We start from the raw sequence: 25,474 nt of genomic DNA, 5'->3' as shown, positions 1-25,474 counted from the left end.
TTTGCAAATCTGGCGGAAGCGGTGAGATTCGAACTCACGGAGGGGTATAAGCCCTCGTCGGTTTTCAAGACCGGTGCATTAAACCGCTCTGCCACGCTTCCATGGGCGCCATCATATAAATATTTCTGTTTCTTGGCAATAAATTTTCGCAAAACTTATTAAAAAATCCGTTCAATCAGCTAATTTTCAGCCGGACGCTTTTCTTGAGTAGACACTTGATAGATAGATGAATAATAAAAATAAACCCAATAAATTTATGATGCTGATTAAAACGGAATCACTAACATGAAAAAAATTATAAGCATAAAAAAACCCCAATCTTTCGATCGGGGTTTTCAAATTTGGCGGAAGCGGTGAGATTCGAACTCACGGAGGGGTATAAGCCCTCGTCGGTTTTCAAGACCGGTGCATTAAACCGCTCTGCCACGCTTCCATGGGCGCCATCATATAAATAAAAATCCGGCTTGGCAAATATTTTTCAGAAATTTAGCTATCAAATGCACAAAATAAAATCAATTCGGTCAATTTGCTGAATTTTCAGGCTTTTCATAGCGGATGGTATTGATGAACCAGACTTTCTTACTGGAGGGTGTTATTACTTCTGCTTCATCATCAACCTGTTTGCCAAGCAGCGCACGTGCCATTGGCGAATCAATCGAAATATGCTGTGGATGATGGTCATAAATTTCATCGACTCCCACTATACGTAAAGTCTTTTGTTCTCCGGCTTCATTTTCAATTTCGACCCAAGCACCAAAGTAAACCTTCCCTTCCTGCTCAGGTGAAAAGTCAATGATCCGTAGCTCTTCCAGACGTTTGCCCAAATAACGGACACGACGGTCGATCTTGCGTAACAGCTGCTTGTTGTACTGGTAATCAGCGTTTTCAGAACGGTCGCCGAGGCTGGCGGCCCAGTTCACTTTTTTAGTGATTTCCGGTCGTTCTTCATGCCACAGATATTTAAGTTCTGCCACTAATTTGTCATGCCCACCACGGGTAATCAAATTGGATTTCATCGTTTTCTTGCACCACTCATGACATCATTTTCCTTGCTAACTGCCCTATTTTATTGGCTATTTTAACAAGCAAACATAATACTAAAAAAATTTTCTAATGATTTTAAATACTTAAATTACATTTTTAAACATTTTTGCGTACAAAATTTGACAATCTATTTTTTGATCATTACCATGCGCACATCTGATTAACTTTGTTTATTTTTTACTCTGTGTAGTTTTTCTACACATTGCCGTTTAATCCCAAGTCATTTTGAATGACGTCATGACTGCCCAACCCTAATTGAATTTATCAACTTTAAGAAAGTTCTGTGGTGTCTTTTGCCTAAAACTTTCGAGGGCATAAATTACTTGTAGCGGAGACAACATGCACAGTAGTTCATCTTCTGGGTCGAGGCTTTGCCTAAGATCTTTATTTTCCTCTCTCCCTGTAAAAATTCTTGTATTGAGCACTGCGCTTGTTCCATTCCACGCCATCAATGCAAGTAAAACACCAGCACATCAGTTTGATAGTGTCGTTAACAGCAATAAGCTTACTGTCGTTGCTGTGAAGAGCCCGACCACAGTGTTTGAAGAAGGCGGTCACCTGCATGGTTTTGGTTATGATCTGGTTCGTAACTATGCCAAAAACATGAATGTAAAACTGGATTTCAAAACAGTCAGCGATGATGCCACTGCATTGAAAATGGTTGCTCAAGGCAAAGCCAACATGGCAATGACTACAAGCAGTATCAGCAGCATTGAAGCGCGTAAACTGACGTCATTCTCTGCAACTTGTGGTGATGGCAGTTCTCTGTCGTCTAAAGGCCTGAATGCCAACCTGAACTGGGTTTTCAAATCAGCCAATGATCCATTGAGCCAGACTGCAAGTAATTTCGTATGTAACAGCAAGCAAAGCGGCGCAATCAATCAGCTCGCTTCCTTTTACAATCAGAATGTAGTCGAGGAGCATTTCAGGGATAATATCCATCAGGATCTTAGCCAGCGCCTCCCCATTTACAAGGCCAGCTTCCAGCGATCTGCACAGCAGTACGGCCTGGACTGGCATCTGCTCGCCGCGATCGGCTACCAGGAATCCTATCTCAAGCCAAACTCCGTGTCCCCGACCGGTGTCCGTGGTCTGATGATGCTGACAAGCTCAACCGCAAAGGCAATGGGTGTAAATAACCGTACCGATCCTGTTCAAAGTATTGAGGGCGGTGCGAAATACTATGACAAGATGCTGTCACGCTTTGAGCATATTCCTATGCCGGACCGTAACTGGTATGCCTTAGTAGCCTATAACATGGGTCCGGGTGCAGTTCAGAAAATTCAGAACAGTATCCGTAACCAGGGTAAGGATCCGGATAACTGGGTGAACCTGTATAGCTATCTGGAGCATAACAAAGCCAGTAATGGCCGTTATCGTCAGGCGTTGCAATATGTAACCCGTATCCGTTCTTATCTGGAACAGATTAAAAGTTCAGAGCTTGTGAATATCTAATTTATTCAAGCCATAAAAAAAGCTTACCCTGGGGTAAGCTTTTTTTATGCAGATAGGACTGATCAGGTTGTTTGTTCAAGCACTTTCTTGAACAGATCTTTTTGCTCTTGGCTTGGTTTTGCAGTTTGCAATGCCATCAGCTGAGACATATCCCCCTGAACCTTGATCTTACCGGTCATGAATGCTTGCATTGCAGCAGCCATGTCAAACTCAAGGAATACTTTACGCAGAGTTTCTGCATCCATGTTCAGCGTAGTCTTCGCATTTGAAGACAGACCTTTTTTGATCGCTCCACCATCTAAAGATAATTCAGTATTACCTGTAGCGTCCGCAACCACCAGATTGATTGCAAGATTCGCAAGCGCTGGCGCTAGGTTTAGGTCACCTGCTTGAGCAGTCAGAGTTTCTACAGTTGAAAACCAATCATCAGTTAAAAAAGCAGGCATGATCTTTCCTCAATTTATTAGTTCGTGTGTGTCGTCTATCCAGACAACATCATTGTTGACGCTATTGCGCTTGCAGATTGTTATAACATGATCATTTGTCGAATGGCTAACGAATTTTGTACGCAGCGTTCAATTTTTGTCATTATCTTTCTGTTTTTATGTACATGATCTTGATTTATAAGGCTTGACGGGCATTCAACTTGAATGAATACCCGTCAAAAAGGTCTTAATCCGCAGCAAAACCGAGGTTGACCATATTTATTCGCTTGCTTTCGCCTTCTACTGCTTCTTCAGTTGAGCAAGAATCTTTAAAGTCGAATTCGCGTTGGCTGTCGAGTGCCTCGAAGTCAAACAGTTCACGGTCAGCCAGTTGTGACGGTGAAACATTTTGCAGTGCACCGAAAATGCTGTGCAGACGTTTCGGATGAGCTTTATCCCAGTCACGCAGCATGTCATTGATAATGGCACGTTGCAGGTTTTCCTGAGAACCACACAGGTTACATGGAATGATCGGGAACTGACGCATCTCGGCATATTTGATGATGTCCTTCTCTTCCACATAAGCCAGTGGACGGATCAGGATGTTCTTCTTGTCTGAAGACAACAGTTTTGGTGGCATCGCTTTTAAGCTGCCGCCATGGAACAGGTTCAGGAAGAACGTCGCCAGGATGTCATCACGGTGATGACCGAGCGCAACTTTGGTCGCACCAATTTCTTGCGCGAAACCATACAGCGAGCCACGGCGCAGACGAGAACATACGGCACAGTAAGTCTTGCCTTCAGGCGTTAGCTTCTTGGTAATGCTGTAAGTGTCTTTTTCCAGGATGTAATACGGAATGTTATTTTCTTCAAGATAACGTGGTAATACATCTTCAGGGAAGCCCGGCTGTTTCTGGTCCAGGTTTACTGCAACCACATCAAAGTTGATAGGTGCGATACGCTTGAACTGCAGCATGATATCTAACAAGGTATAGCTGTCTTTACCACCAGAAATACACACCATGACCTTGTCGCCATCTTCGATCATTTTAAAGTCACGAATAGCGTGTCCGACCTGACGGCGAAGCTTTTTCAACAAACGGTAATAGGCAGAGCTTGTTGGCAATTCCGGTTTGAAATTAAATCCTTGCTCGGATTCAACTGGCGAGTACATAGACGAGAATAACCCATAAATAAAAATACCGCGCAATTTTATCCGATTCGGGTGCTTCTCGCATCAAAAGAATTTATTTTCCTGTTATTGAAGTAATACTCTAAACTTCATGTTTTATTTAGATTGATAAATTGAACGAAACAGTTCATTTTTTATCCAGGATGCTTATGTTTTGGACTTTTCCACAGTTTTCCACAAAACCTGTGGATAACTTTGTGGATTTAAAACGACTTGACAGCTTTATCGGCCCCAAAAATAAGGCTTCTATTTAAATTGATCACTTTTTAACCAATTTATTTTATATTTATAATCAATTACTTAAGTGTGTCAAGAAAGCCATATTAAAAAAAAATAAATATTTTTTTTGGTTAGTTCTTCAACATTAGGGACTTGCATTTACAAACTTGTTTATAAATGCGTCACTCATCACTTTTCATTACAGTAAATTTTGTTAAACTCTGTAGTAAGTTTTGGGGACAAATGTTCAATACATATACTTACAATGAATAAAAATTTGTGGTTTAAGGGGACTTCTGTACTAAGTTGTCTTTATATTTTGATGGGAACTGCTGCTTTTTCGCATGCAGGTCAGACGATCTATCAAATGAAAGATAGCAATGGTGTTACCCTGCTGACGAATAATAAAGGTCGCTACAGTAATCTAAAAGTAGAAAAAAAGACCTATTACCCGGACAGTAACATTCATAGCTATAGCAACTGGGGTTCAAGTGAGGCTTCGGTATTGCCGAGCTATAGCAAAAACAAAAATGCCTTTGATTCAATTATCCGTGAGGCTGCACAAAAGCACGGTATTTCTGAAGGTCTGATCAAGGCTGTGATGCATACTGAATCCGGCTTTAATGTCCATGCCCGTTCTCCAGTCGGTGCTCAGGGACTAATGCAGCTCATGCCTGCTACCGCACGCCGCTTTAATGTATCCAATGCTTATGATCCACATCAGAATATTATGGCAGGTGCCAAATATCTGGCCTGGTTAATGAAACGTTTTAATGGTAATACCGCTTTAGCACTGGCAGGTTATAACGCTGGTGAAGGCAATGTCAGCAAATATGGTGGTATCCCGCCCTTCCGCGAAACACAAGACTATGTACGCCGTGTGACCAGCCGGTATCACAATCTATATTCTAGTGGTGTTAATCTGACCGCCGCTGCGGCACCGGTTGAAACCGCCAAGATTCTGGCCAGCTCTGCCAATTATAAAACGTCGGCAACACCTACCATTAAAGCCAGCAATTATCAGCGTCAGATCATTGCCAATGCAGATGGCAGCTTCACTGATGCGCCTGCCGGTTCTTATGCCACCGCGCATGCCACTGCATCCGCCAGAATATATATCAACGATTAAGCCCCTCCTCTTCATCATTCATCCTAAGTTTTGATTGATCATGGTGAGGAGGTAAATTCTGGGTAATTTACTATTTTTTTTCTTGAAATTTGAGTCATTTCACCTCATATTGAGGGTAATGATTGTAATTTGCTAATCAGATTATTTTTCTATAATAAGAGGATTTCTCAATGATGCGGATTGGTTTGTTTTTGCTAACCAACCTCGCGGTACTGGTTGTAGCTGGCATTATCTTGTCACTCTTCGGTGTCGGTAGTTACCATGGCGCGGGTGGCTTGAATCTAGGCAACCTGCTAGTGATCTGTTTTGTGTTCGGTATGGTGGGCTCTTTAATCTCACTATTCATGTCTAAATGGATGGCGAAGAAGACTACTGGTACTGAACTGATTGATCCGAATGCTCCTCGTAACCAGGCAGAAGCATGGTTATTACAGGAAGTAGCACAGCTATCTCAGCGCGCTGGTATTAAAATGCCAGAAGTGGGTATTTTCCCATCTTACCAGTCAAACGCTTTCGCAACCGGCTGGAACAAAAACGATGCGCTGGTGTCTGTCTCTACAGGCTTGCTAGAACGCATGAACAAAGATGAGCTACGTGCTGTACTTGCTCATGAAATTGGTCACGTTGCCAATGGTGACATGGTAACACTTGCTCTGATTCAGGGTGTGGTCAACGCCTTCGTCATGTTCTTTGCCCGTGTTGCTGGTGATTTTATCGACCGTAACGTATTTGGCCGTGAAGATGGTGAAGCACCAGGAATTGCTTTCTTCGTGATTACCATTGTGCTTGATATCGTATTTGGTATCCTGGCATCTGCTATTGTGATGTGGTTCTCACGTCATCGTGAATACCGTGCCGATGAAGCCGGTGCACGTTTAGCAGGTAAACAGGCCATGATTTCTGCGCTATTACGCTTACAGGCCGAATCTGAAATGCCAGATGCCATGCCGAAAGAAATGAAAGCCTTTGCAATTTCAGCAGGTCAAGAACAAGGTTTCAGCTTAGCTGCATTGTTTCAGACACATCCAACGATTGAACAACGTGTAGCCGCTTTGCATCAGCTTGATTGTCCTTAATCTACTGAGCAAAAAGCTATACCAAAAAGCCTCCTGACGGAGGCTTTTCTTTTATTTATACTTTTGTGTTTAAGCAGCTTGACTGATCCATTGATACAGGACCATCCCACCCCAGCCAATTGCCAGTACAAACAGAATCAGGAAGATGGTACCCAGAATATCCGGAATATGAATCCAGATCCAGGCAACTACTGGATTGCGCCAGAATGCAGACTGCTGCTGTTTCTGTTCCAGTTTTTCATGCAGAAAAGGATGTACCACATGCCGATCCGTGTGGATCTGGTATTCCTCACGGATATGATCATGCACGATATCCAAGGCCTTACGACTAGGACGGATAAAAATGTCGAAGATGGTTCCAGCCACGGGAATAAAACCGACCACGGCATCCATGGTTGCCAATTTAATAACCGGATTCAGTTTGGACTGTGGCACGCCGATCTGACGTGCCTTATAAATGGCATAACAGGTCAAGGCAAAACCAGCCAGATCTCCCGCCACAGGTACGGTACTGAGTGCAGCATCAGCACCAACACCCTGCTTGGTAAACGGAATCCGGACTACGGAGTCCATCATATTGGCAAACTTGGCCAAATCCCGTTCCAGGCGAATGACTTCCTGTCGTGTCAGTTTTGGTGAGTTGCTGTTGTCTGTCTCAATCATCGGAACAACCCGTTTATCATTGTGTAATGATTCAGCCTACCCCAATTAGATATCAAAAATATAGCGCAATTTTATTAACTTAAAACAAAAGTCTGGATGCCACGAACAAATACACCACCACCCCACTGGCATCGCAGATTGATGTCACCAGTGGCGCTGAAGCACTGGCAGGGTCCAGTTTTAGCTTATTCAAGATAAATGGCAGACTCATGCCGATCAAACAGCCAAGCAAAACAATCCCGGTCATACTGATGGCAAGTACTACAGCAACCATCAGATCGCCCCGGATATAACCCAGAATCGACACTGCACAGGCCATAGTTAGACCAAGACACAGCGCCACCAGAGACTCCCGTCCAACCAGACGGAACCAGTCTGAAAACTGTACATCACCAGTTGCCAATGCCCGAACCATCAATGTAGCAGACTGAGAACCCGCATTCCCGCCACTTCCCACCAGCAGCGGCAGGAAAAATACCAATACGATATGTTCCGCAATGATGTCCTCATATTTAGCAATACCAAAACTGGACAGCAAACTACCAAACACCAGCAGTACCAGCCAGAATACCCGCTTTTTATACAGCGATAAAATCGGCACAGTTTTGATACTGTGTTGATCTAGCGGTGATACCGCACCTGCTTTTTGGAAATCCTCCGTGCTCTCGGCCTCGGCAATATCCATGGCATCGTCATAAGTCACAATCCCGACCAGTTTTTTGGAAGTATCAACAATCGGCAAGGCAATAAAGTCGTAATAGGCCAGCGTGCGTGCAATCTTTTCCTGATCTTCATCCACCGTGCCATAAATCACTTCTTTCGTCATAACCTCGGCAATAGTCGCGGTAGGCAGTGCCTGAATAATCTGACGTAATGAAATTACCCCCAGCAGATGTTGCTGTACATCTACAATATAGATCAGATACAGCGTGTCATGATTTCCAGCAATATCACGTAGCGTTTCAATCGCCTCGTTCATGCTGAGTTCAGGAGGCAGCGTCAAATAATCCGAACTCATCAATGCACCGGCAGTTTCCTCCGGATAGGCATGGAGTACTTTTAGTACCTGACATGACTGTGCTGAAAGCTTGCCCAGCAATTGCTGCTGTACCGAAAGAGGCAGCTGTTTATACAGGTCGATAAAGTCATCCGAATGCATTGCATCCAGTAAGGTCACCAGTTCTTCGAGAGATAATGATGCCGTAAGCTGAAGCTGCTGATGCAGAGGCAAGTATTCAAAGACTTCTACCGGGCGTTGCAGCTGCTCAAAGCGATGCTGCCGTTCAGCTGGTTTCAGTTCGGCTAATAGCCTTGCCTGATCGGCGATATTCAATTGTGCCAGCTGCTGGTCTGCGCCTGCCTGATGCAATTTTAATAATTCCCGTACCTGTTTAACTTGCTGATCCATCTGCGCGCTGCTGCCCTCTTGTTATCATATATTTTTATATTCTAGTTTCATTGACCATGCCTCAGCTGAGTGAAGCATGGTGTTACTTCATTGATATTTATAGCTAAATTTAGATGACAGGCATCTTAATTCAGTTCCTGTTTTTTCTTCTGAAACAGGCTACGGATCATCACATACATAAATGGAATAAAGATCAGCACCAACACAGTTCCAAAGATTACCCCACCCAGAACACTGACTCCGATTTCCTGACGGCTGACCGCCCCGGCACCAAAGGCAAACACCAGTGGCAAAATTCCGGCACCAAAGGCCAACGACGTCATTAAAATTGGACGTAAACGCAAGCTTGCACCTTCCAACGCTGCCGAGACAACGGATTTGCCATGCTGCTCTGCCAAAGCAGCAAATTCTACAATCAGAATGGCGTTCTTACAGGACAGACCAATTGTGGTCAGTAAGGCAATCTGGAAATAGATATCATTCGGAAAGCCTGCGAAATAACTGAAAATGATATTCCCACCAATACCCAGTGGAATTGCTGACATTACCGCAGTTGGAATACTCCAGCTTTCATAGAGTGCAGCCAGACACAGGAAGATAAAGCCAATCGAAATCGCATACAGCAAGATGGCCTGATTGCTGGATTGTTTTTCTTCGAAGGACAATCCACTCCAGGTCACATCAATACCTTTTTGATCGGCCACTAATGCTTCTACATCCCGCATTGCTTCACCGGTACTAGTATCTTTAGTGACATCCGCTTCCATCTGCAAAGCGGTATAACCCATAAAACGATTTACCACTTCCGGACCACCGCTCCAGTCTACCGTGGCAAAATTACTGAACGGCACCATCTGATTCTGGTCATTGCGCACATGCCACATCGCCAGATCTTCAGGTTTGGAACGGAATTCTGCATCACCCTGCATCATTACCCGTTTAATCCGGCCTCGGTCGATGAAGTCATTGACATAGTTACCCCCCCAGGCAGCAGAAAGTGTACTGTTGATCGCGGATTGGGTCAGGCCATTGGCCATGGCCTGTTTCTGGTCAATATTAACCTTTAATTCAGCCTTCTCGGGATTGGAGCGCTTACCCAGATTTTCAAACGTTGAATATTGTTTGGTTTTTTCTTCCAGTTCTTTAAATTGCTGTTCCAGATATTGACGGCCATTTCCCTCTATATCCCGAATCCAGAATTCCAGTCCATCGGTTTGTCCCAGACCGCTGACTGAAGCTGGCATATTGATATTGACCTGGGCATCCTTAAAACCACGGAAATGTTTTAAGGCACGTTCACGAATAGCTTGCGCAGTATTTTCCTCGCCAGGACGATCATCCCAGTGTTTCAGTGCCACAAAACCGGTTGCCAGATTCTGACCGGTACCCGAGAAGTTACGGCCATAACGCATCATCACCAGATTAATATTGTCTTTTTCCTGTTCAAGGAAATATTCACGAATCTTTTCTCCGGTGGCCACCGTATTTTTTAGCGGCGCACCTTCTTGCAGGCGCACCTGAATGCTAAGTGTTCCCTGATCTTCACTTGGCAGGAAGCTGGTTGGCAAAGCCTTATAGAACAGACCAAATACAGCAACCAAACCGGCAAATAAAATTAAACAGATGGCCTTATGTTGTAGGGTGACATTAGAAAGTTTCAGATAACGCTGCTTAACACTTTCCAATTTATGGTTAAACCATTGCGCCCAGCGTGCCGGATTCGGATTTGGTTTGAGAATCAGGGCACACAGGGCTGGTGTCAGAATCAGGGCCACCATCAGTGATAAGGACATGGCAGCAACCAGCGTAATGGAAAACTGACGATAAATAACCCCGGTGGAGCCACCAAAGAACGCCATGGGAATAAATACTGCCGTCAATACCAAAGTAATACCGACCAGAGCCCCACTAATTTCCTGCATGGATTCCAGTGCTGCTTCCTTGGCGGTCAACTGCTTCTCATGCATCAGACGTTCAACGTTTTCCACCACGACAATAGCATCATCCACCAGCAGGCCGATTGCCAGAACCAGGGCAAATAAAGTCAGGGTATTGATACTGAATCCAAGAGCATACAGGATTGCCATAGTACCGAGTAAAACCACTGGCACAGTGACTGCTGGAATCAGGGTAGCGCGCCAGTTTTGCAGGAAAATAAACATCACCACAATCACCAGGATAATGGCTTCAACCAGTGTTTTAAGGACTTCCTTAATGGATTCCTGAACGAATGGCGTGTTATCCCGTGGATAGGCAATCTTATAGCCTTCCGGCAACTGATTAGACAGACGGGCAATTTCTGCCTTGATTCGTTCTGACGTTGCGATGGCATTGGCACCGGAAGCCAGCGAAATTGCCAGACCTGCGGATGCATAACCATTATTGGTACTATAGGATTGATAATTTTCTGCACCGAGCTCAACACGTGCTACATCTTTTAAATAGATAAAGCTGCCATCCCGGGCAGACTTTACAATGATATTTTCAAATTCTTCTACAGTTCTGAGTCGCGTGCCCGAAGTTACCTTGGCATTCAGATACTGATCCTCGACCGTAGGCAGATCGCCCACAGCACCAGCTGCGACCTGGGTATTCTGTGATTCAATCGCAGCACGGACATCGCTAGGCATCAGGTTATACTGTTTCAGCTTGAGTGGATTCAGCCAGATTCGCATGGCATATTGCGAGCCAAAAACATCCACCTCACCAATGCCTTCAATCCGGGAAATGTCCTGTTCCAGATGTGTCATCAGGTAGTCTGACAAGGCAATATTGTCACTGCGCCCGGATTCGTCATACAGGCTGATCACCATATGCGTATCGCCCAGCGACTTGAACACATTCACACCCTGCCGTTGTACATCTTCAGGCAGGCGGTTCAGCACCCCATTAATCGCATTTTGTACCTGTACCTGAGCCGTGTCTGGATCAGTCCCGTTTTCAAAGCTGATATTGATCCGGCTACGCCCGGAGGAATCGCTGCTGGAACTAAAATACAGTAAGTGATCAATGCCTTTAATCTGCTGTTCCAGTACTTGGGTCACGCTCTCCTCCACCGTTTCCGCAGATGCGCCGGAATAGGTTGCCGATACGGTCACTCGCGGTGGTGCAATATCCGGATAACGTTCCACAGGTAAATTCATCACCGCAAAAAGTCCAATGGCCATGACTACAATGGCCAGCACACCTGCAAAAATAGGACGATGAATGAAAAACTTAGACAGCATAAGTCTGAATCACTTTGAATTTAATGAATTATGGAAAGCGTTGCATTATTGAGTCAGCTTAAGGATATTCAGACAGTGGCCTAGAGAATGCAAGGCTTGATCACAGAAAAATATGTATAAAATTGAATCATGAAGAAAATATGAAGATTTTGCCTTTCATCTAGCTGTTTCAACAATTTATAAGGTTATTCATTTTATTTTAGGCATAAAAAAACCCTGCTTGCGCAGGGTTTTTTTAGAATCGATTCAGAGCTGATTAAGCAGAGAATTGGTTCATTGTGTTTTTCGCATCGTCACCCGCTTTAAGCGCGTTGTCACCAGCGAAGATTTCTTTGTGGTCGTCACCGATGTCAGAACCAGCCATTGCTTGGTGTTTCACACAAGCGATACCGCCGCGGATTTCTTTACGTTGTACGCCAGCAACATAAGCCAACATACCTTCAGAACCGAAGTAACCTTGAGCAAGCTCATGAGTAGAAAGAGCAGCTGTGTGGTAAGTAGGCAGAGTGATCAAGTGGTGGAACACGCCTGCTTCACGAGAAGCATCTGCCTGGAATGTACGAACTTTCTCGTCAGCTTCAGCAGCCAATTCAGTGTTGTCGTACTCAGCGCTCATTAATTTAGCGCGGTCGTATGCAGATACGTCTTTACCTTCAGCAACCCAACGGTCGTATGCTTGTTGACGGAAGTTTAATGTCCAGTTGAACGATGGAGAGTTGTTGTAAACAAGTTTCGCATTTGGCACAACTTCACGTACACGGTTTACCATGTGAGCGATTTCTTCAACGTTTGGCGTTGCAGTTTCGATCCAAAGAAGGTCAGCACCGTTTTGAAGGCTAGTAATACAGTCAAGTACAACACGGTCAATTTGAGTGCCTTCACGGAATTGGTACAAGCCAGAAGCAAGACGTTTTGGACGGTGAAGTTTACCATCACGTTTGATAAGGATTTCGTCTTCAGTTGCTTCAGAGATGTCAATTTCTTGAGTGTCTAAGTAGCTGATGTATTGAGAAGCGATGTCACCTGGCTCTTTAACCACTGGGATTTTTTGAGTCAAGTCAGCGCCTTCAGAGTCAGTACGTGCAACGATGATACCGTCGTCTAGACCCATTTCCAGGAATGCATAGCGAAGCGCGTGGATTTTCGCGATGAAGTCTTCGTGTGGAACAGTTACTTTACCCGCTTGGTGACCACATTGTTTCGCGTCAGACACCTGGTTTTCGATTTGAAGTGCACAAGCACCCGCTTCGATCATTTTCTTCGCTAGTAAGTAAGTTGCTTCTTCGTTACCGAAACCAGCGTCGATGTCCGCAATGATTGGCACAACGTGAGTTTGGAAGTTGTCGATTTGAGAAGTGATTTCAGCAGCTTTAGCAGTGTCACCAGCTTCTTGAGCTTTTTTAAGTGAACGGAACAGATCGTTCAATTCTTTCGCGTCAGCTTGACGTAAGAATGTGTAGATTTCTTCAATCAATGCAGGAACAGAAGTTTTTTCGTGCATAGATTGGTCAGGAAGTGGACCGAACTCTGAACGAAGTGCTGCAACCATCCAACCAGAAAGGTAGATGTAGCGACGTTCAGTTGTACCGAAGTATTTTTTGTTCGCAATCATTTTTTGTTGTGCGATGAAACCGTGCCAGCAACCCAGAGATTGAGTGTATTTGCTAGAGTCAGCATCATAAGCAGCCATATCACGACGCATAATTGCTGCTGTGTATTTTGCAATGTCTAAACCTGTTTTGAAACGGTTCTGAAGTTGCATACGCGCAGCATCTTCAGGACTGATGTCTGCCCAAGTATTGCCGAATTTCGCTTTTAATTCGCGGATTGCATCAATCGCTGTTTGATATGTAGTCATGATATATTCCTGTAATAATATTAGGATTTTTCTGCAACGTTGTTCTAAAATCAGACCCTCAAAACTTTGTTTAGATTTTAGTCAGCTCGTTGCGATGTTTAGAGATTAGATGCAATAAAAAAATTAATCCAATATTCTGCAAGAATTATCACTATTTATTTAAAAAATATGTAGATGAAAGTCTAATCATATATTGATCATTTTTATATAAATTATTGTAATTAATAGTTTATTTCTGAATTTTTAAAATAGATTTTTTTCTAAAATTTCAGCTTATTGAATATAAAATATTCATTAGACTTAAGTCTTGACTTGCTTGATGACCTAATTTTTTTGGTCTTTTTTGCCAGTCTTCCTTTATATTTCCGGCAAACTGAATTAATGCAAAACTATATATTTCACATAATTTATATACTATTAATCATTGACTCATTTCTTGTCTTGAAATCATTTTCACTTACCCTGATTTAACTAAAAACAGGTATCCAGTTTGATCCGGTAATTGACCAAATTGACAGAAAAAACCCAGACTTGATTAATAGATTCCTCTTGCTTGAAAATGAATAAAAACTGCTATAAATTCGGTGGCTTTTTTTTCATCGGTCACGTACACAAGCCGCAGTACTTATGGCATAATCACTATAATTTCATGATTTTATTTTCGGTATTTTTTTTATGAATCTGGAGCGGGTCGATCTCAATCTATTAATTTATCTTGATGTACTTCTTCGCGAAAAAAATGTCACACGTGCAGCTGAGCAACTTGGCGTGACCCAGCCTGCCATGAGTAACATTTTGCGTCGTCTGCGCAATTTATTTAATGATCCCCTCCTTATCCGTTCTTCTGAAGGGATGACACCGACTGAACGTGCACTCGAACTGCAGCCACGTATTCGCGATGCCCTGTCTGATCTGTCCATGATTTTGGAACCCCGTACCGAGTTCCGCCCTTATACCTCAAATCGTGTATTCCGTATCATGACTTCAGATTATGCTGAAGCGACGCTGGTACCGCGCCTGGTCAAAGCTTTACGCTCTGAAGCACCAAATGTAGTTCTGGACTTTCTGACACCAAGTGATGTGTCTTATCGTGACATGGAACAAGGTAAGGTTGATCTGGCGATTAACCGGTTTAATGAAATTCCGCAAAGTTTCCATCAGGTACTGGTGTGGCGTGACAGCTTTTCTTGTCTGTTAAATAATAAACATCCTGCTGCTGGTAACCTGAACCTGAAAAGCTATTTAGATGCACAGCATATCTGGGTATCTAAAACCGGCATGGGCGTGGGATTCGGGGTTAATCCTGAAAAGCAGGCTGGACTTGGCTGGATTGATCAGGCGCTGGAACGTATTGGGCAAAAACGTAAGATTTCAGTATTTACCCGTCACTATCAGATGCCGGGACTGTTGGCGTCAAATGTAGATCTGGTAGCAACGCTGCCAACGCGTATTGCCCGCCTGCAAGCCAAGAACCACAATTTGTTACTTAAAGATCCCCCCTTCTATATTCCTGAATTTGAACTGAAGATGGCATGGTGTCCATTACTGCATCATCATCCGGCACATCGCTGGTTGCGTCAGCTGATTCTGTATGTAGCGCGCCAGATGATTGAAGAAGAGAATCGTGAATTTATGCAGAATAATTCGCAATTTTCACCTTATTAAAATGAATTTCACATAAATTATTATTTTTTAAGCTTATACTGTAAGGACTTGAGATCTGTTTTTACACCTCAAGTCCTTTTTTGTGTTAAAAACATTCTAAGATAATATCAATCCACAGGTGGATTACGTGAGCCTCTTTCAAAACATCGTGATTATCTTAATACTCATCGCGGGGGCTGGTTTTTTATCACTGACTGAAATCGCACTCGCAGGTGCCCGTAAGGTCAAACTTAAAATTTTGGCCGAATCAGGCGACGTCCGTGCCCAGAAAGTGCTGGATTTACAGGAAAACTCAGCAGACTTCTTTGCTGCCTCCCAAATTGGCTTAAATGCTGTCGCCATTCTCGGCGGTATTCTGGGTGAAGGAGCTTTCCGCCCTTATATCGCCGAATTTGTCTCGCGTATATATGATGGTCCTTGGACCGAGAACATCAGCTTTGCCTTATCTTTCACTCTGGTGACTTCATTATTCATTCTGTTTGCCGATCTGATGCCAAAACGTCTGGCAATGATTGCACCGGAAAAAATTTCAGTCGCAGTTATCAACCCGATTCAAATTTTTATTAAAATCTGCAAGCCGTTGGCCTGGATAATTAATGCCATTGCCAATCTGTTGTTCCGGTTATTCAAAGTCAATACGATTCGTGATGACAATATTACCTTCGCAGATATTTCTGCCGTGATGGATGCCGGTGCTCAGGCTGGCGTACTACAAAAGCAGGAACACCACTTTATTGAAAACGTGTTTGAACTTGAAGAACGTAATGTTCCTTCCAGTATGACCACACGTGAAAATGTGGTGTTCTTTACCCTGACTGAAGCTGAAGACAGTATTCGTCAAAAGCTGGCGCAATATCCTTATTCCAAATTTCTGGTCTGTAATGAAAATATCGACCAGGTAATTGGCTATGTCGATGCCAAAGACATTCTGGTCCGTATTCTCAACAACCAGAAAATCAATCAGCTGAATGAATCTACCATTCGTAATGTGTTGATGATTCCGGACACCCTGACGTTATCTGAACTTCTGGACCGCTTCCGTTCGAGCAAAGAAAAGTTTGCAGTGGTCATTAACGAATATGCACTTGTCGTGGGTGTGATTACCCTGTCTGACATCATGATTACCGTAATGGGTGACTGGGTAACGCCAATGGAAGAAGATCAGCAGATCTTTAAACGTGATGCTGATTCATGGCTGATTGAAGGCAGTACGCCAATTGAAGACATGAAACACGCCTTAGGCATTGATGAAATGCCAGATGAAGAGAATTATGAAACGCTGGCTGGTTTTATGATGTACAAACTGCGCAAGATTCCACGTCCAGCTGATATCGTGATTCATGCAGGTTATAAATTTGAAGTCGTCGATGTCGATCATTTCAAAATTGACCAGTTGCTGGTGACTCGCTTACTGGAACCCAATAAAAATAATATTGAGGAAGAATCAGGTTAATCTGATTCTTCTACAGACGTTACACTAAAAAAAAGAATATAAAAATTGAAAGGATGAATCGATGTCTATTTCTGCCCTACTTGCGTGTTTTAGTTTTTATTCTGCGCTGTATCTAATTTATTTTTTCTTTGCTAAACAGCAAAATGCGCTATTTTTATTTTTAGCGGTAGGATTACTGATTTTCGCCTGCATGATCACACCGTATAGCTATGAAAGACGTCGAAAAAGTTACGACAACACCATGTCATTTGAACCTTTTTGGGCGATTTATCCTCTAATCACATGGTGGCGCTTATTTATTTGGCCTGTACGCGGTTTATTGCGCTGGATTTATGACCATTAAAAAAAGCACCTTTAGGTGCTTTTTTATTTTGAATCAGTATTTGCTGATCAATGCATCTAATACTGCCTGGTAGTGAATACGAATATCATCTTCCAGAATTTTATAGGCATTATCGAACTGCACCATAGGCCAGCCTTCTTTCCAGAAGGGGAAAATATTATGCAGGTCATGCGTCACGATTGCATCTTCACGCACAATAGCCTGCGCGATCTGTGCCAATACAAATGCAGTTTCCGCACCATCAATCGCCAGGTAATCAATACCACGCGCCTTTAAAATACGGATACGGTCTTTCTTGTAACGAATCTTTTTGATCTGAGCTTCATTCAAATGAAGCGCGATAGACACTGCTTCAACAAATTTTTCTTCAAATGACTGATGCAATTTAACCAGCGCCTGTTTATGCGCTTCCTGACGACCCGCTTTACCACCCTGACGAATAGCTTCTTTCGCTTCGGTATCTAATTCATCGTTTTTCATTGCCTGTAACAGGTCCAGAATTTCGATGTCGCTTAAAGTCTCAGGAGATTGATCAGTCATGAACTGCCCTTACAAATAATATTTACAATGGGCTATTTTCGCATAATTCCCGGACAAAAAGACAAAATCCTGCTGCAAGTGAGATGATTTAATTGCGCATTGCAATTTTTCGGAAAAATTCAGCAATTTACTTTATAGTAATCTTACTCATCCATCTCCTGCCCGACTTCATACATGCAAAACCAACAAGTCAATGTGCTGCTTCAGCAACTTCAGCGGCTCTATCCGGCGGCTTTTAAGCACAATTACCTGTTTTATAGCCAGATCAAGACCAGAGGTGTACTGGATGACCGTCGTGAATTTATTCCCTGGCTATTGTCGAGCATGATTTTTATGCCAATCAGTTTCGTACTGAAAGATATTTTCCTGAGTAATTTTACTGAGCTGAGTAACTTTCAGGCACAAGCCTATGCCATTCTGGCAATTCTTTTATTCTTGATGCTGATTGTTCCCTTAGTCATTAAACAGATTCGACATTCTTCGCATTCACTTTATCAACTATTACGACATAGTCCGGTCAAGCTTGCTGTAATCGTCATTCTGTCTGCCCTGAATATTCAATTTTTACAAAGTCAGTTTGTGATGTGGGCGCTCCTGTTCTTTGGTGTCAGTTTTGGCTTTGTGCGTTTTTATAAGGAAAATCTGTTTCGTCAAAACAGTCATGACAGTGAATATTATCAGCTGCATCAACTGCGTCGTGTGTGTTTCTGGGCATACAAACAAAGCCTGAGAACCCGATTAAAACTCTACATGACTTCGGCTCAGAGTCCTGAATATGAAGTACTCAAGCGTCAGCTAAACCGCTATGCCGACCTATATAGCCAGTTATTCAAATCTGAACACCAGTACTGTAAACGCATTAAACATATTGATGTGGACAGTTATCTGGATGAAATGCTGTAAATCCATTAATTTATTGAAATTTAAAGCTTTGAATAACATCAGCCTTGCTTTTTTTAAAATTTTAATGGCTAAATTGCCTGAAAATAAAACAAATAATAAGAAATCATCTTGCCAAGTTCTCGCTGCTCATCTATGATGGCGCGCATGCCCGAGTGGTGAAATCGGTAGACACAGGGGATTTAAAATCCCCCGCCCACAAAGCGTGCCAGTTCGAGTCTGGCCTCGGGCACCATTTTGATTCAGTTTAAAATGGTGCAAATGCAGAAACCCAGCAATGAGCTGGTTTTTTTGTGCCTGAAATTTATAAATAGAGTGTGCCTCCTCATGTCCGCACCCCGCTCTTTCGATCTAGCCAGATTACAGTTACGCCATCCTGATGCATTCTTTTGCAGACTTAGCTATAGCCGCTATAAATATTTGAATCAAACCATTGATCCGTATTTATATTTGCGTATCGGGATTTTGATGCTGATTACAGCATTTTGTGGTCTGTGCTTTTCCCTGCCTTTTTATCCAGACTTTATGGATTCAAAGAATCAGGCCATTAGTGCGGGTACGATCGTACTCATTACTATGCTCTATCCTTATATCTGGCGTGCCCAGTTTCAGGCCAAGTACAGTTCTGTACGCTACGCAAAGCGCCTGCAATTCTGTTTGTATATTCAAACCCTGATTGTTGTTCTTTCACTGATTAATTACCAGTATTTTCATTCAGCGTTCATTGCTTTACCTTGCCTGGGTCTACTTGCCTTCAGCAGTTTTGTAGCGGTGTTAATTGAGCCCGGCTTTAGAAACTCTACCCGCAGCACCCTGCTGGTACGTTTGCAGCACATCCGCCAATTAGCCTATTGGTCTTATCAACAGTCGCAAAGCAAAGAGCCGGAACCTGTGCCACTGCAAAAGGATTTAAAAAAATATTATCTGGAATTACATCAACGCTGCATGCAGGAAGAACAGAAACTGCTGGATGAAATTCATTATAAAAATTTTAAAGAAGCATTTTTAGATCATTAAAAAAAGCCCTGTAAAAACAGGGCTTTTTTTACCATTCGCGAGTGGCGACCAATTCTTCCATTTCAACTTCGAAGTATCCCTGTTCCTGCACCACCATCATCATGGCTTCAGCAATATAATCTGCTGCGGTATCATCTAAAGAGGAATCCAGGTCTTCGAACTGCGGCTTCATTTCATTGATTTCTGCCACCGTCGCATTGGCAAACTGATAAATCTCATATTCAGATAAACCAGATTTTGTCACCTTTTTGGCAAAACGTTCGATGTGCTGCTTTACTTCAGCAACCAGAATATCGGGATAATATTCATCATCGAACATTGGGAGAAGTAAATCTGCAAACATTACAGGCACTCTAAAACTATAACTAAAAATTAAGCGTGCCCTATATACCATATTGCCGCTTAAAAGCCAAACAGCACGCCACTTGACATGCAATCTAGCCAACAATTAAACCGCAGCTTGCATTGCCTTCCAGACCTTAATCGCATCTGCTGTCGCTTTGACATCATGTACACGTACCATGCAGGCACCTTGTTGAATACTTAGCAAGTGTGCTGCTACTGATCCCACTGCGCGTTCTACGGGTTCTGCTCCACCCAGCACCTGTCCAATAAAGCGTTTACGTGACAACGCAGACAATATCGGATAACCGAGTTGAGTCAGTTTGTACAATTCATTCAGTAGTCTCAGGTTCTGTTCAGCATTTTTGGCAAATCCAAAACCGGGATCAATCATAATGTGCTCAGCTTTCACCCCGGCATCTAAAGCATCCTGCACCCGCTGTTTTAATTCCGCAATGACATCAAGCGTGACATCTTGATACTGATCCAGATTATTCATCGTAATAGGTTCACCACGCATATGCATAATAATTACCGGAATATCCAACTCAGCAGCAGTTACCAAGGCATTCGGTCGTGTCAGTGCACGAACATCATTCCAGATATGTGCTCCAGCTTTCACTGCAGCCTTAATCACTTCTGGCTGGGAAGTATCAATTGAAATCACGACATTGTGCTTGGCCAGTTCTTCAACCACAGGCACCACACGGCGAATTTCTTCTTCTACTTCAACCACCGATGCACCCGGACGGGTCGACTCGCCACCCACATCAATGACCGTTGCGCCTTCTGCCATCATTTCCAATGCACGCGCTACTGCAGCATCTTGAGAATTATGTTTGCCCCCATCACTAAATGAATCCGGTGTAACATTCAGAATTCCCATCACATGCGGCTGGGACAGATCCAGTGTTAAGTGTCCAAATGTCCATACGCGTGGTAATAACGGCATCAGCTGCATGTTTTCGTCCTAAATCCAATAACTAGCGTATTGTCGTATGGATAGCGATATAAAGCAAAGCTGAAACAAGTCAGAATTAAATTTCAAACTGCGGTTTATTTGAGTATTGCATAAGCTTAGATTGTAACTGTGATTTTACCTCTACCCATTCACTTCTTAAAATGCTGTAGATATAGCTATCCCGTACTGTCTGACCATCTTTACGCAACATATGACATCGAATGATGCCATCCCGTTTAGCTCCTAGCGCCTCAATGGCTTTTTGACTTTTTAGATTCAAATGATCCGTACGAAAGCCTACTACCCGAGCATTAAGCTCTTCAAAGGCATGACTTAACAGAAGATATTTACAGACCCGATTCACATAGGTACGCTGATAACGCTGTGCATACCAAGTATAACCAATATCCACACGTGGAATTTCAGGCTTGATATCATGATAACTGGTGGTTCCAATCGCTCGACCCGATGTTAAATCAATCACAGCAAAACCCATCCTTGTACCTTGAGCTTGTTGAGCCAAAGCTTGCTGTACATATTGTTTTAATTCGCTTAAGTAAGGTACAGAATTATAAAGCACTTCGCCTAAATCCCCTTCAGCACAAGCTGCTTCTAAATCTGTAAAATGCTCCCAAGTTAGTGGCTCTAAACGTAAGTGATAAATACGGGATTCCAAAACAGGTATTGTCATTTTTATTTTTGCTCATTGATTTTTTATAGTTGAATATAGCATCACGCCAAAACAATCCAAATCATTGCCATAAAAAAACCACCCGAAGGTGGTTTTTTATTTTCTGCTTAATTAGCTGGTAATGGCGGAGGAGTCAACGGCCCATCCTTCGGTGTTACATCAATTACAGGATTGTCTGAAACATAGACCTTAGGTGGCTTAGGCTCACGACCTTCCATGATGTCACGGATTTGCTCGCGATCAATTGTTTCCCATTCCATCAACGCTTTCACCATGGCATGCGCGATATCCTTGTTGTTTTCCAGAATATCACGAGCCACTTTATATTGCTCATCGATGATACGGCGTACTTCAGCATCAACCTGCTGTTGAGTCGCTTCAGAAATCGTACGACTGCCAATGCTGCCCATAAATGACTGTTGCGAGTCATCTTCATAGACCATTACGCCTAACTTGTCAGACATACCGTATTTGGTCACCATCGCACGCGCAACTTTGGTTGCACGTTCAAAGTCATTTGAGGCACCAGTCGACATCTGGTTAATAAAGACTTCTTCTGCAATACGACCACCGAACAAGATCGAAATATCATTCAGCATTTTATCTTTGTAATGGCTGGTCTGGTCAAACTCAGGCAACTGCCAGGTTACACCTAATGCCCAACCACGCGGCATGATCGTCACTTTATGCACAGGATCAGTACCTGGCAGCATTTCTGCAACAATTGCGTGCCCTGCTTCATGGTAAGCCGTAGCACGACGCTCTTCTTCACGAAGTACCATCGATTTACGTTCAGGACCCATATACAGCTTGTCTTTAGCATCTTCAAAGTCATGCATGTCGACAGTATTCTTGTTACGACGTGCCGCGAATAATGCTGCTTCGTTTACAAGGTTTGCCAACTGCGCACCAGAGAAACCAGGAGTACCACGAGCCAGGACTTTCACATCCACACCCGTTGTAGACGGCAGTTTCTTCAAGTGAACATTTAGGATTTGCTCACGGCCTTTAATGTCTGGCAAGCCAACCATCACTTGACGGTCAAAACGACCTGGACGAAGTAAGGCTTTATCCAGTACATCAGCACGGTTAGTTGCCGCGATGACGATAATCCCTTCATTGCCTTCGAAACCGTCCATTTCAACCAGCATCTGGTTCAGTGTCTGTTCACGTTCATCATGACCACCGCCTGTACCTGAACCACGGTGACGACCGACAGCATCAATCTCATCGATAAAGATAATACATGGTGCATGGCGCTTCGCCTGTTCAAACATATCACGTACACGAGATGCACCGACACCCACGAACATTTCTACGAAGTCAGAACCAGAAATACTGAAGAATGGAACTTTCGCTTCACCTGCAATCGCTTTTGCAAGCAGGGTTTTACCCGTACCCGGAGGACCCACCATCAGGACGCCCTTAGGAATAGTTGCACCCAGACGTTTGAATTTTGCAGGATCTTTTAGGAAGTCAACGATTTCCACGACTTCCTGTTTTGCTTCATCACAACCCGCAACATCAGTAAAGGTGACTTTAATCTGGTCTTCAGACAACATTTTCGCCTTCGACTTACCAAAGCTCATCGGGCCGTTCTTACCGCCTGCACCGCCACCCATGTTGCGCATAAAGAACATGAATAACAAAATGATTAAGAGCACAGGGAAACTTGCAATCAGCAACTGCATCAACAAGCCTTGGCGTTGTGGTGCAGTACCTTCAACAACCACATTGTTCTTGATGAGATTTGGCATCAGTTCAGGATCCTGAACTGCAGGACGAATACTTTCAAACTCGGAACCGTTTGATTTCTCACCACGAATTCTTTCGCCATCTATTGTCACTTGCTTAATCTGGCCGTCATTCACCGCTGCAACAAACTCTGAATAGTTCATTGTTGTCGGCTGATTGCGATCACTGACGTTGCTGAAGATGAGCACCAGCACACCCAGTATCACGAGCCACAATACGGCATTCTTAAAAAGATCGCTCAAAGCTTTATTCCCATTTCCAATCTAATTTGATCATGCCCTCGCGGGTGACCTGAATTTCCAAGTTTGTTCAACTTGCAATTATTAAAAACGTACAAAATGCACAATTTTTAGCGTGTTGGCAAGTAGACTTTATTTAGAAGCCTTCTTGCGCCCCTGCCCCACCAGAAAGACTTCTTTCGAGCGAGCACGCGATGCAGCAGGTTTTACCGTTTTCAGAACATCAAAACTATTAACAACTTCCTTACGGAATTCATCAAAGCCAGTGCCCTGGAAGACTTTAACAATAAACTGACCTTTAGGACCTAAAACCTTGTTGGCAAAGTCAAGGGCCAGTTCACAGAGATAGATCTGACGCGGTTGATCTACAGCCTTATTACCTGATGTATTGGGGGCCATATCGGAAATTACAACGTCTACCGTACGTCCATCTAAAATATTTAACAATTTATCGAACACTTCCTGCTCACGAAAGTCACCTTGCAGGAAGGTCACATCTGGCAGTGCATCCATTTCCAGGATATCCGATGCGATCACCAGACCTTTAGAACCGACCAGTTTACCAGCAATTTGCGACCAGCTTCCTGGTGCTGCGCCCAGATCGACAACCGTCATACCTGGTTTGATAATGCCGTATTTTTCTTGAATCTCAAGAAGTTTATACGCTGCACGTGCCCGATAACCTTCTTTTTGCGCTTTCTTCACATAAAAGTCATCGAGATGCTCTCTCATCCACGCACGACTACTTTTGGATAACTTCTGGTTGGTAATGCGTGTTGCCATAACTCTCTAAATAAAAAAAACTTCCAATTATTAATTGTACGTGAAAAACACATGATTTGCAGTATTGATCTGTATCTAAATCTAAGACAGTTGGTTGGATTTTTTATGTGATAGCACCGATTATTTCCTGAGAATATAAAGCGTTTGTTTTTTGCTTTTGCTATACTAAGCCGTTTTAAAAATCAGGTTATCTCTCATGGCGTCTTTATCTATTCAGGAACGTAAACGTTTACGTCAAATCGGACATGCATTAAACCCGGTGGTAATGCTTGGTGACAAAGGCCTGACTGAAAATGTGATCGAAGAACTTGAGCGTGCGCTTAACGACCACGAACTGATTAAAGTGAAAGTCGTGGCTGAAGATCGTGAAGCACGTGCTCTTCTCATTACTGAGATCGTTGAAGCAACAGGTGCTGAAATCGTACAAACCATTGGTAAAATCGCGTTGCTTTACAAAAAAGCGCCGAAACAGAACCAAAAACTGTCTAACCTTGTTCGCTTTGCGCACTTGTCTAACTAAGTTCAGGATCTATGGCTAGTTACGAACTGAATGCATTCGATCGTCGTTTTCAGGCGATCTCGCTGGTCGGCGCGATTGAACAGCAAGGCCCATCCACATTGAATGTAGGTTTTTGGCTACGCGATCCGAACCAGTATGTGCTTTGGCCAGAACTGGTCGCAGCACACCCCCGTCAGGACTTTCTCTGGGAACAGACGTGTTTTGAAATTTTTATTGGGGTAAAGGACGAAGATTTTTATCGCGAAATCAATCTCTCTCCTTCTCAGGCCTGGCAAGCCTATCAGTTTGAAGAATACCGTTATCCGGAAGAAATGCCGCCACAAGTGGCTTATGATATCGACCTGAACCAGCTCAAGCGTACCCATTATGGACTCAATGTCAGTCTGGATCTAACCGATTTTATGGCCCTGAACAAGCTAAAATGGGCTGATCTGTTCCTTGGCTTGTCTGCTGTATTGAAAACCCCTCAAGGCGATCAATACTATGCCATGCAGCACAGTAGTCCACAGGCAGACTTTCATAACAAGCGTGACTGGTTACATGTGTTCTAGGATGTAAATACTCTCCTG

Annotated in this window: 23 protein-coding genes and 3 tRNA genes; 11 read left to right on the top strand and 15 right to left on the bottom strand. The window is 43.3% G+C overall.

Annotated elements, in window-relative coordinates; all coding sequences use genetic code 11:
• Positions 1-10: 10 nt before the first annotated feature.
• The 3 genes from FSC11_RS04340 to greB form a co-directional block, all read right to left on the bottom strand.
• Positions 11-101: transfer RNA gene (locus tag FSC11_RS04340), tRNA-Ser, on the bottom strand.
• A gap of 241 nt (positions 102-342) precedes the next feature.
• A tRNA-Ser gene (locus FSC11_RS04335) sits at positions 343-433 on the bottom strand.
• An 88-nt stretch (positions 434-521) separates the two neighbouring features.
• A complete protein-coding gene (gene greB, locus FSC11_RS04330; protein ID WP_163165353.1) occupies positions 522-1,016 on the bottom strand; it encodes a transcription elongation factor GreB in 495 nt (164 codons plus the stop codon).
• A 367-nt stretch (positions 1,017-1,383) separates the two neighbouring features.
• On the opposite strand from greB, the gene FSC11_RS04325 reads away from it, so the two are divergent.
• Positions 1,384-2,499: an MltF family protein gene (locus FSC11_RS04325; RefSeq protein ID WP_071320241.1), complete on the top strand. Its 1,116-nt coding sequence runs from the start codon at positions 1,384-1,386 to the stop codon at positions 2,497-2,499.
• A 62-nt stretch (positions 2,500-2,561) separates the two neighbouring features.
• On the opposite strand, the gene FSC11_RS04320 is transcribed toward FSC11_RS04325, so the two are convergent.
• Both FSC11_RS04320 and ttcA read right to left on the bottom strand, forming a co-directional pair.
• Positions 2,562-2,945, bottom strand: a complete 384-nt coding sequence (locus FSC11_RS04320; RefSeq protein ID WP_004814972.1) for an SCP2 sterol-binding domain-containing protein — start codon at positions 2,943-2,945, stop codon at positions 2,562-2,564.
• 226 nt (positions 2,946-3,171) lie between these two features.
• Positions 3,172-4,098: a tRNA 2-thiocytidine(32) synthetase TtcA gene (gene ttcA, locus FSC11_RS04315; RefSeq protein ID WP_004814970.1), complete on the bottom strand. Its 927-nt coding sequence runs from the start codon at positions 4,096-4,098 to the stop codon at positions 3,172-3,174.
• Between the two features lie 559 nt (positions 4,099-4,657).
• Between ttcA and FSC11_RS04310 the strand changes: the two genes are divergently transcribed.
• Together FSC11_RS04310 and htpX are read left to right on the top strand one after the other, a co-directional pair.
• Positions 4,658-5,464 (top strand): lytic transglycosylase domain-containing protein, encoded by an 807-nt coding sequence (locus FSC11_RS04310; protein WP_171521729.1) that lies wholly within the window; start codon positions 4,658-4,660, stop codon positions 5,462-5,464.
• Positions 5,465-5,634: 170 nt separating this feature from the next.
• Positions 5,635-6,540 (top strand): protease HtpX, encoded by a 906-nt coding sequence (htpX, locus tag FSC11_RS04305; protein ID WP_004814968.1) that lies wholly within the window; start codon positions 5,635-5,637, stop codon positions 6,538-6,540.
• Positions 6,541-6,609: 69 nt separating this feature from the next.
• Here htpX and FSC11_RS04300 read toward each other — a convergent pair whose 3' ends face one another.
• The 4 genes from FSC11_RS04300 to FSC11_RS04285 all read right to left on the bottom strand — a co-directional run bounded on the left by FSC11_RS04300 (position 6,610) and on the right by FSC11_RS04285 (position 13,696).
• Positions 6,610-7,203, bottom strand: coding sequence for a DUF4112 domain-containing protein (locus FSC11_RS04300; protein ID WP_163165349.1), 594 nt, complete (start codon positions 7,201-7,203; stop codon positions 6,610-6,612).
• Between the two features lie 79 nt (positions 7,204-7,282).
• Positions 7,283-8,611 (bottom strand): magnesium transporter, encoded by a 1,329-nt coding sequence (gene mgtE, locus FSC11_RS04295; RefSeq protein ID WP_163165347.1) that lies wholly within the window; start codon positions 8,609-8,611, stop codon positions 7,283-7,285.
• A 125-nt stretch (positions 8,612-8,736) separates the two neighbouring features.
• Positions 8,737-11,838, bottom strand: coding sequence for a multidrug efflux RND transporter permease subunit (locus FSC11_RS04290; RefSeq protein ID WP_163165345.1), 3,102 nt, complete (start codon positions 11,836-11,838; stop codon positions 8,737-8,739).
• A gap of 256 nt (positions 11,839-12,094) precedes the next feature.
• The gene (locus FSC11_RS04285; protein WP_163165343.1) at positions 12,095-13,696 is read right to left on the bottom strand and encodes an isocitrate lyase; all 1,602 of its coding nucleotides are present in this window, start codon (positions 13,694-13,696) and stop codon (positions 12,095-12,097) included.
• A gap of 675 nt (positions 13,697-14,371) precedes the next feature.
• Here FSC11_RS04285 and FSC11_RS04280 point away from each other — a divergent pair.
• The 3 genes from FSC11_RS04280 to FSC11_RS04270 all read left to right on the top strand — a co-directional run bounded on the left by FSC11_RS04280 (position 14,372) and on the right by FSC11_RS04270 (position 17,157).
• Positions 14,372-15,361 (top strand): LysR family transcriptional regulator, encoded by a 990-nt coding sequence (locus tag FSC11_RS04280; protein ID WP_004814962.1) that lies wholly within the window; start codon positions 14,372-14,374, stop codon positions 15,359-15,361.
• A gap of 127 nt (positions 15,362-15,488) precedes the next feature.
• Entirely contained in the window at positions 15,489-16,814 is a 1,326-nt protein-coding gene (gene paeA / locus FSC11_RS04275) for a polyamine export protein PaeA (RefSeq protein WP_004892036.1), read from the top strand.
• Between the two features lie 61 nt (positions 16,815-16,875).
• The gene (locus FSC11_RS04270) at positions 16,876-17,157 is read left to right on the top strand and encodes a hypothetical protein (protein WP_004892033.1); all 282 of its coding nucleotides are present in this window, start codon (positions 16,876-16,878) and stop codon (positions 17,155-17,157) included.
• 33 nt (positions 17,158-17,190) lie between these two features.
• Here the strand turns inward: FSC11_RS04270 and FSC11_RS04265 are convergent, their stop codons facing one another.
• Positions 17,191-17,697 carry a hypothetical protein gene (locus FSC11_RS04265; protein WP_004892030.1) on the bottom strand — a complete coding sequence of 169 codons (507 nt, stop codon included), beginning with the start codon at positions 17,695-17,697 and terminating at the stop codon, positions 17,191-17,193.
• Positions 17,698-17,871: 174 nt separating this feature from the next.
• On the opposite strand from FSC11_RS04265, the gene FSC11_RS04260 reads away from it, so the two are divergent.
• The 3 genes from FSC11_RS04260 (at position 17,872) to FSC11_RS04250 (ending at position 19,614) form a co-directional block, all read left to right on the top strand.
• On the top strand, positions 17,872-18,600 hold the full coding sequence (locus FSC11_RS04260; protein ID WP_163165341.1) for a hypothetical protein: 729 nt from the start codon (positions 17,872-17,874) through the stop codon (positions 18,598-18,600).
• 146 nt (positions 18,601-18,746) lie between these two features.
• Positions 18,747-18,832: transfer RNA gene (locus FSC11_RS04255), tRNA-Leu, on the top strand.
• Positions 18,833-18,924: 92 nt separating this feature from the next.
• Positions 18,925-19,614, top strand: a complete 690-nt coding sequence (locus FSC11_RS04250; protein ID WP_163165339.1) for a hypothetical protein — start codon at positions 18,925-18,927, stop codon at positions 19,612-19,614.
• Positions 19,615-19,642: 28 nt separating this feature from the next.
• Here the strand turns inward: FSC11_RS04250 and FSC11_RS04245 are convergent, their stop codons facing one another.
• The 5 genes from FSC11_RS04245 to rlmE form a co-directional block, all read right to left on the bottom strand.
• A complete protein-coding gene (locus FSC11_RS04245) occupies positions 19,643-19,957 on the bottom strand; it encodes a DUF5713 family protein (protein WP_004892021.1) in 315 nt (104 codons plus the stop codon).
• Between the two features lie 105 nt (positions 19,958-20,062).
• Positions 20,063-20,917, bottom strand: coding sequence for a dihydropteroate synthase (folP, locus tag FSC11_RS04240; protein ID WP_163165337.1), 855 nt, complete (start codon positions 20,915-20,917; stop codon positions 20,063-20,065).
• A gap of 76 nt (positions 20,918-20,993) precedes the next feature.
• Entirely contained in the window at positions 20,994-21,608 is a 615-nt protein-coding gene (locus tag FSC11_RS04235) for a GNAT family N-acetyltransferase (RefSeq protein WP_163165335.1), read from the bottom strand.
• A 107-nt stretch (positions 21,609-21,715) separates the two neighbouring features.
• Positions 21,716-23,605, bottom strand: a complete 1,890-nt coding sequence (gene ftsH, locus FSC11_RS04230; protein ID WP_004814946.1) for an ATP-dependent zinc metalloprotease FtsH — start codon at positions 23,603-23,605, stop codon at positions 21,716-21,718.
• Positions 23,606-23,734: 129 nt separating this feature from the next.
• Positions 23,735-24,385 carry a 23S rRNA (uridine(2552)-2'-O)-methyltransferase RlmE gene (rlmE, locus tag FSC11_RS04225; protein ID WP_048882412.1) on the bottom strand — a complete coding sequence of 217 codons (651 nt, stop codon included), beginning with the start codon at positions 24,383-24,385 and terminating at the stop codon, positions 23,735-23,737.
• Positions 24,386-24,581: 196 nt separating this feature from the next.
• On the opposite strand from rlmE, the gene yhbY reads away from it, so the two are divergent.
• Positions 24,582-24,905 (top strand): ribosome assembly RNA-binding protein YhbY, encoded by a 324-nt coding sequence (gene yhbY / locus FSC11_RS04220; protein ID WP_163165333.1) that lies wholly within the window; start codon positions 24,582-24,584, stop codon positions 24,903-24,905.
• Positions 24,906-24,916: 11 nt separating this feature from the next.
• Complete coding sequence (locus FSC11_RS04215) at positions 24,917-25,456, top strand: DOMON-like domain-containing protein (protein ID WP_163165331.1); 540 nt, start codon at positions 24,917-24,919, stop codon at positions 25,454-25,456.
• Positions 25,457-25,474 lie beyond the last annotated feature (18 nt).

Origin of the sequence: Acinetobacter schindleri (assembly GCF_010918895.1) — a bacterium.
GTDB lineage: Bacteria > Pseudomonadota > Gammaproteobacteria > Pseudomonadales > Moraxellaceae > Acinetobacter > Acinetobacter schindleri.
The sequence above is the reverse complement of the archived record's forward strand: the minus strand, read 5'-3'. Positions and strand labels throughout refer to the sequence as shown.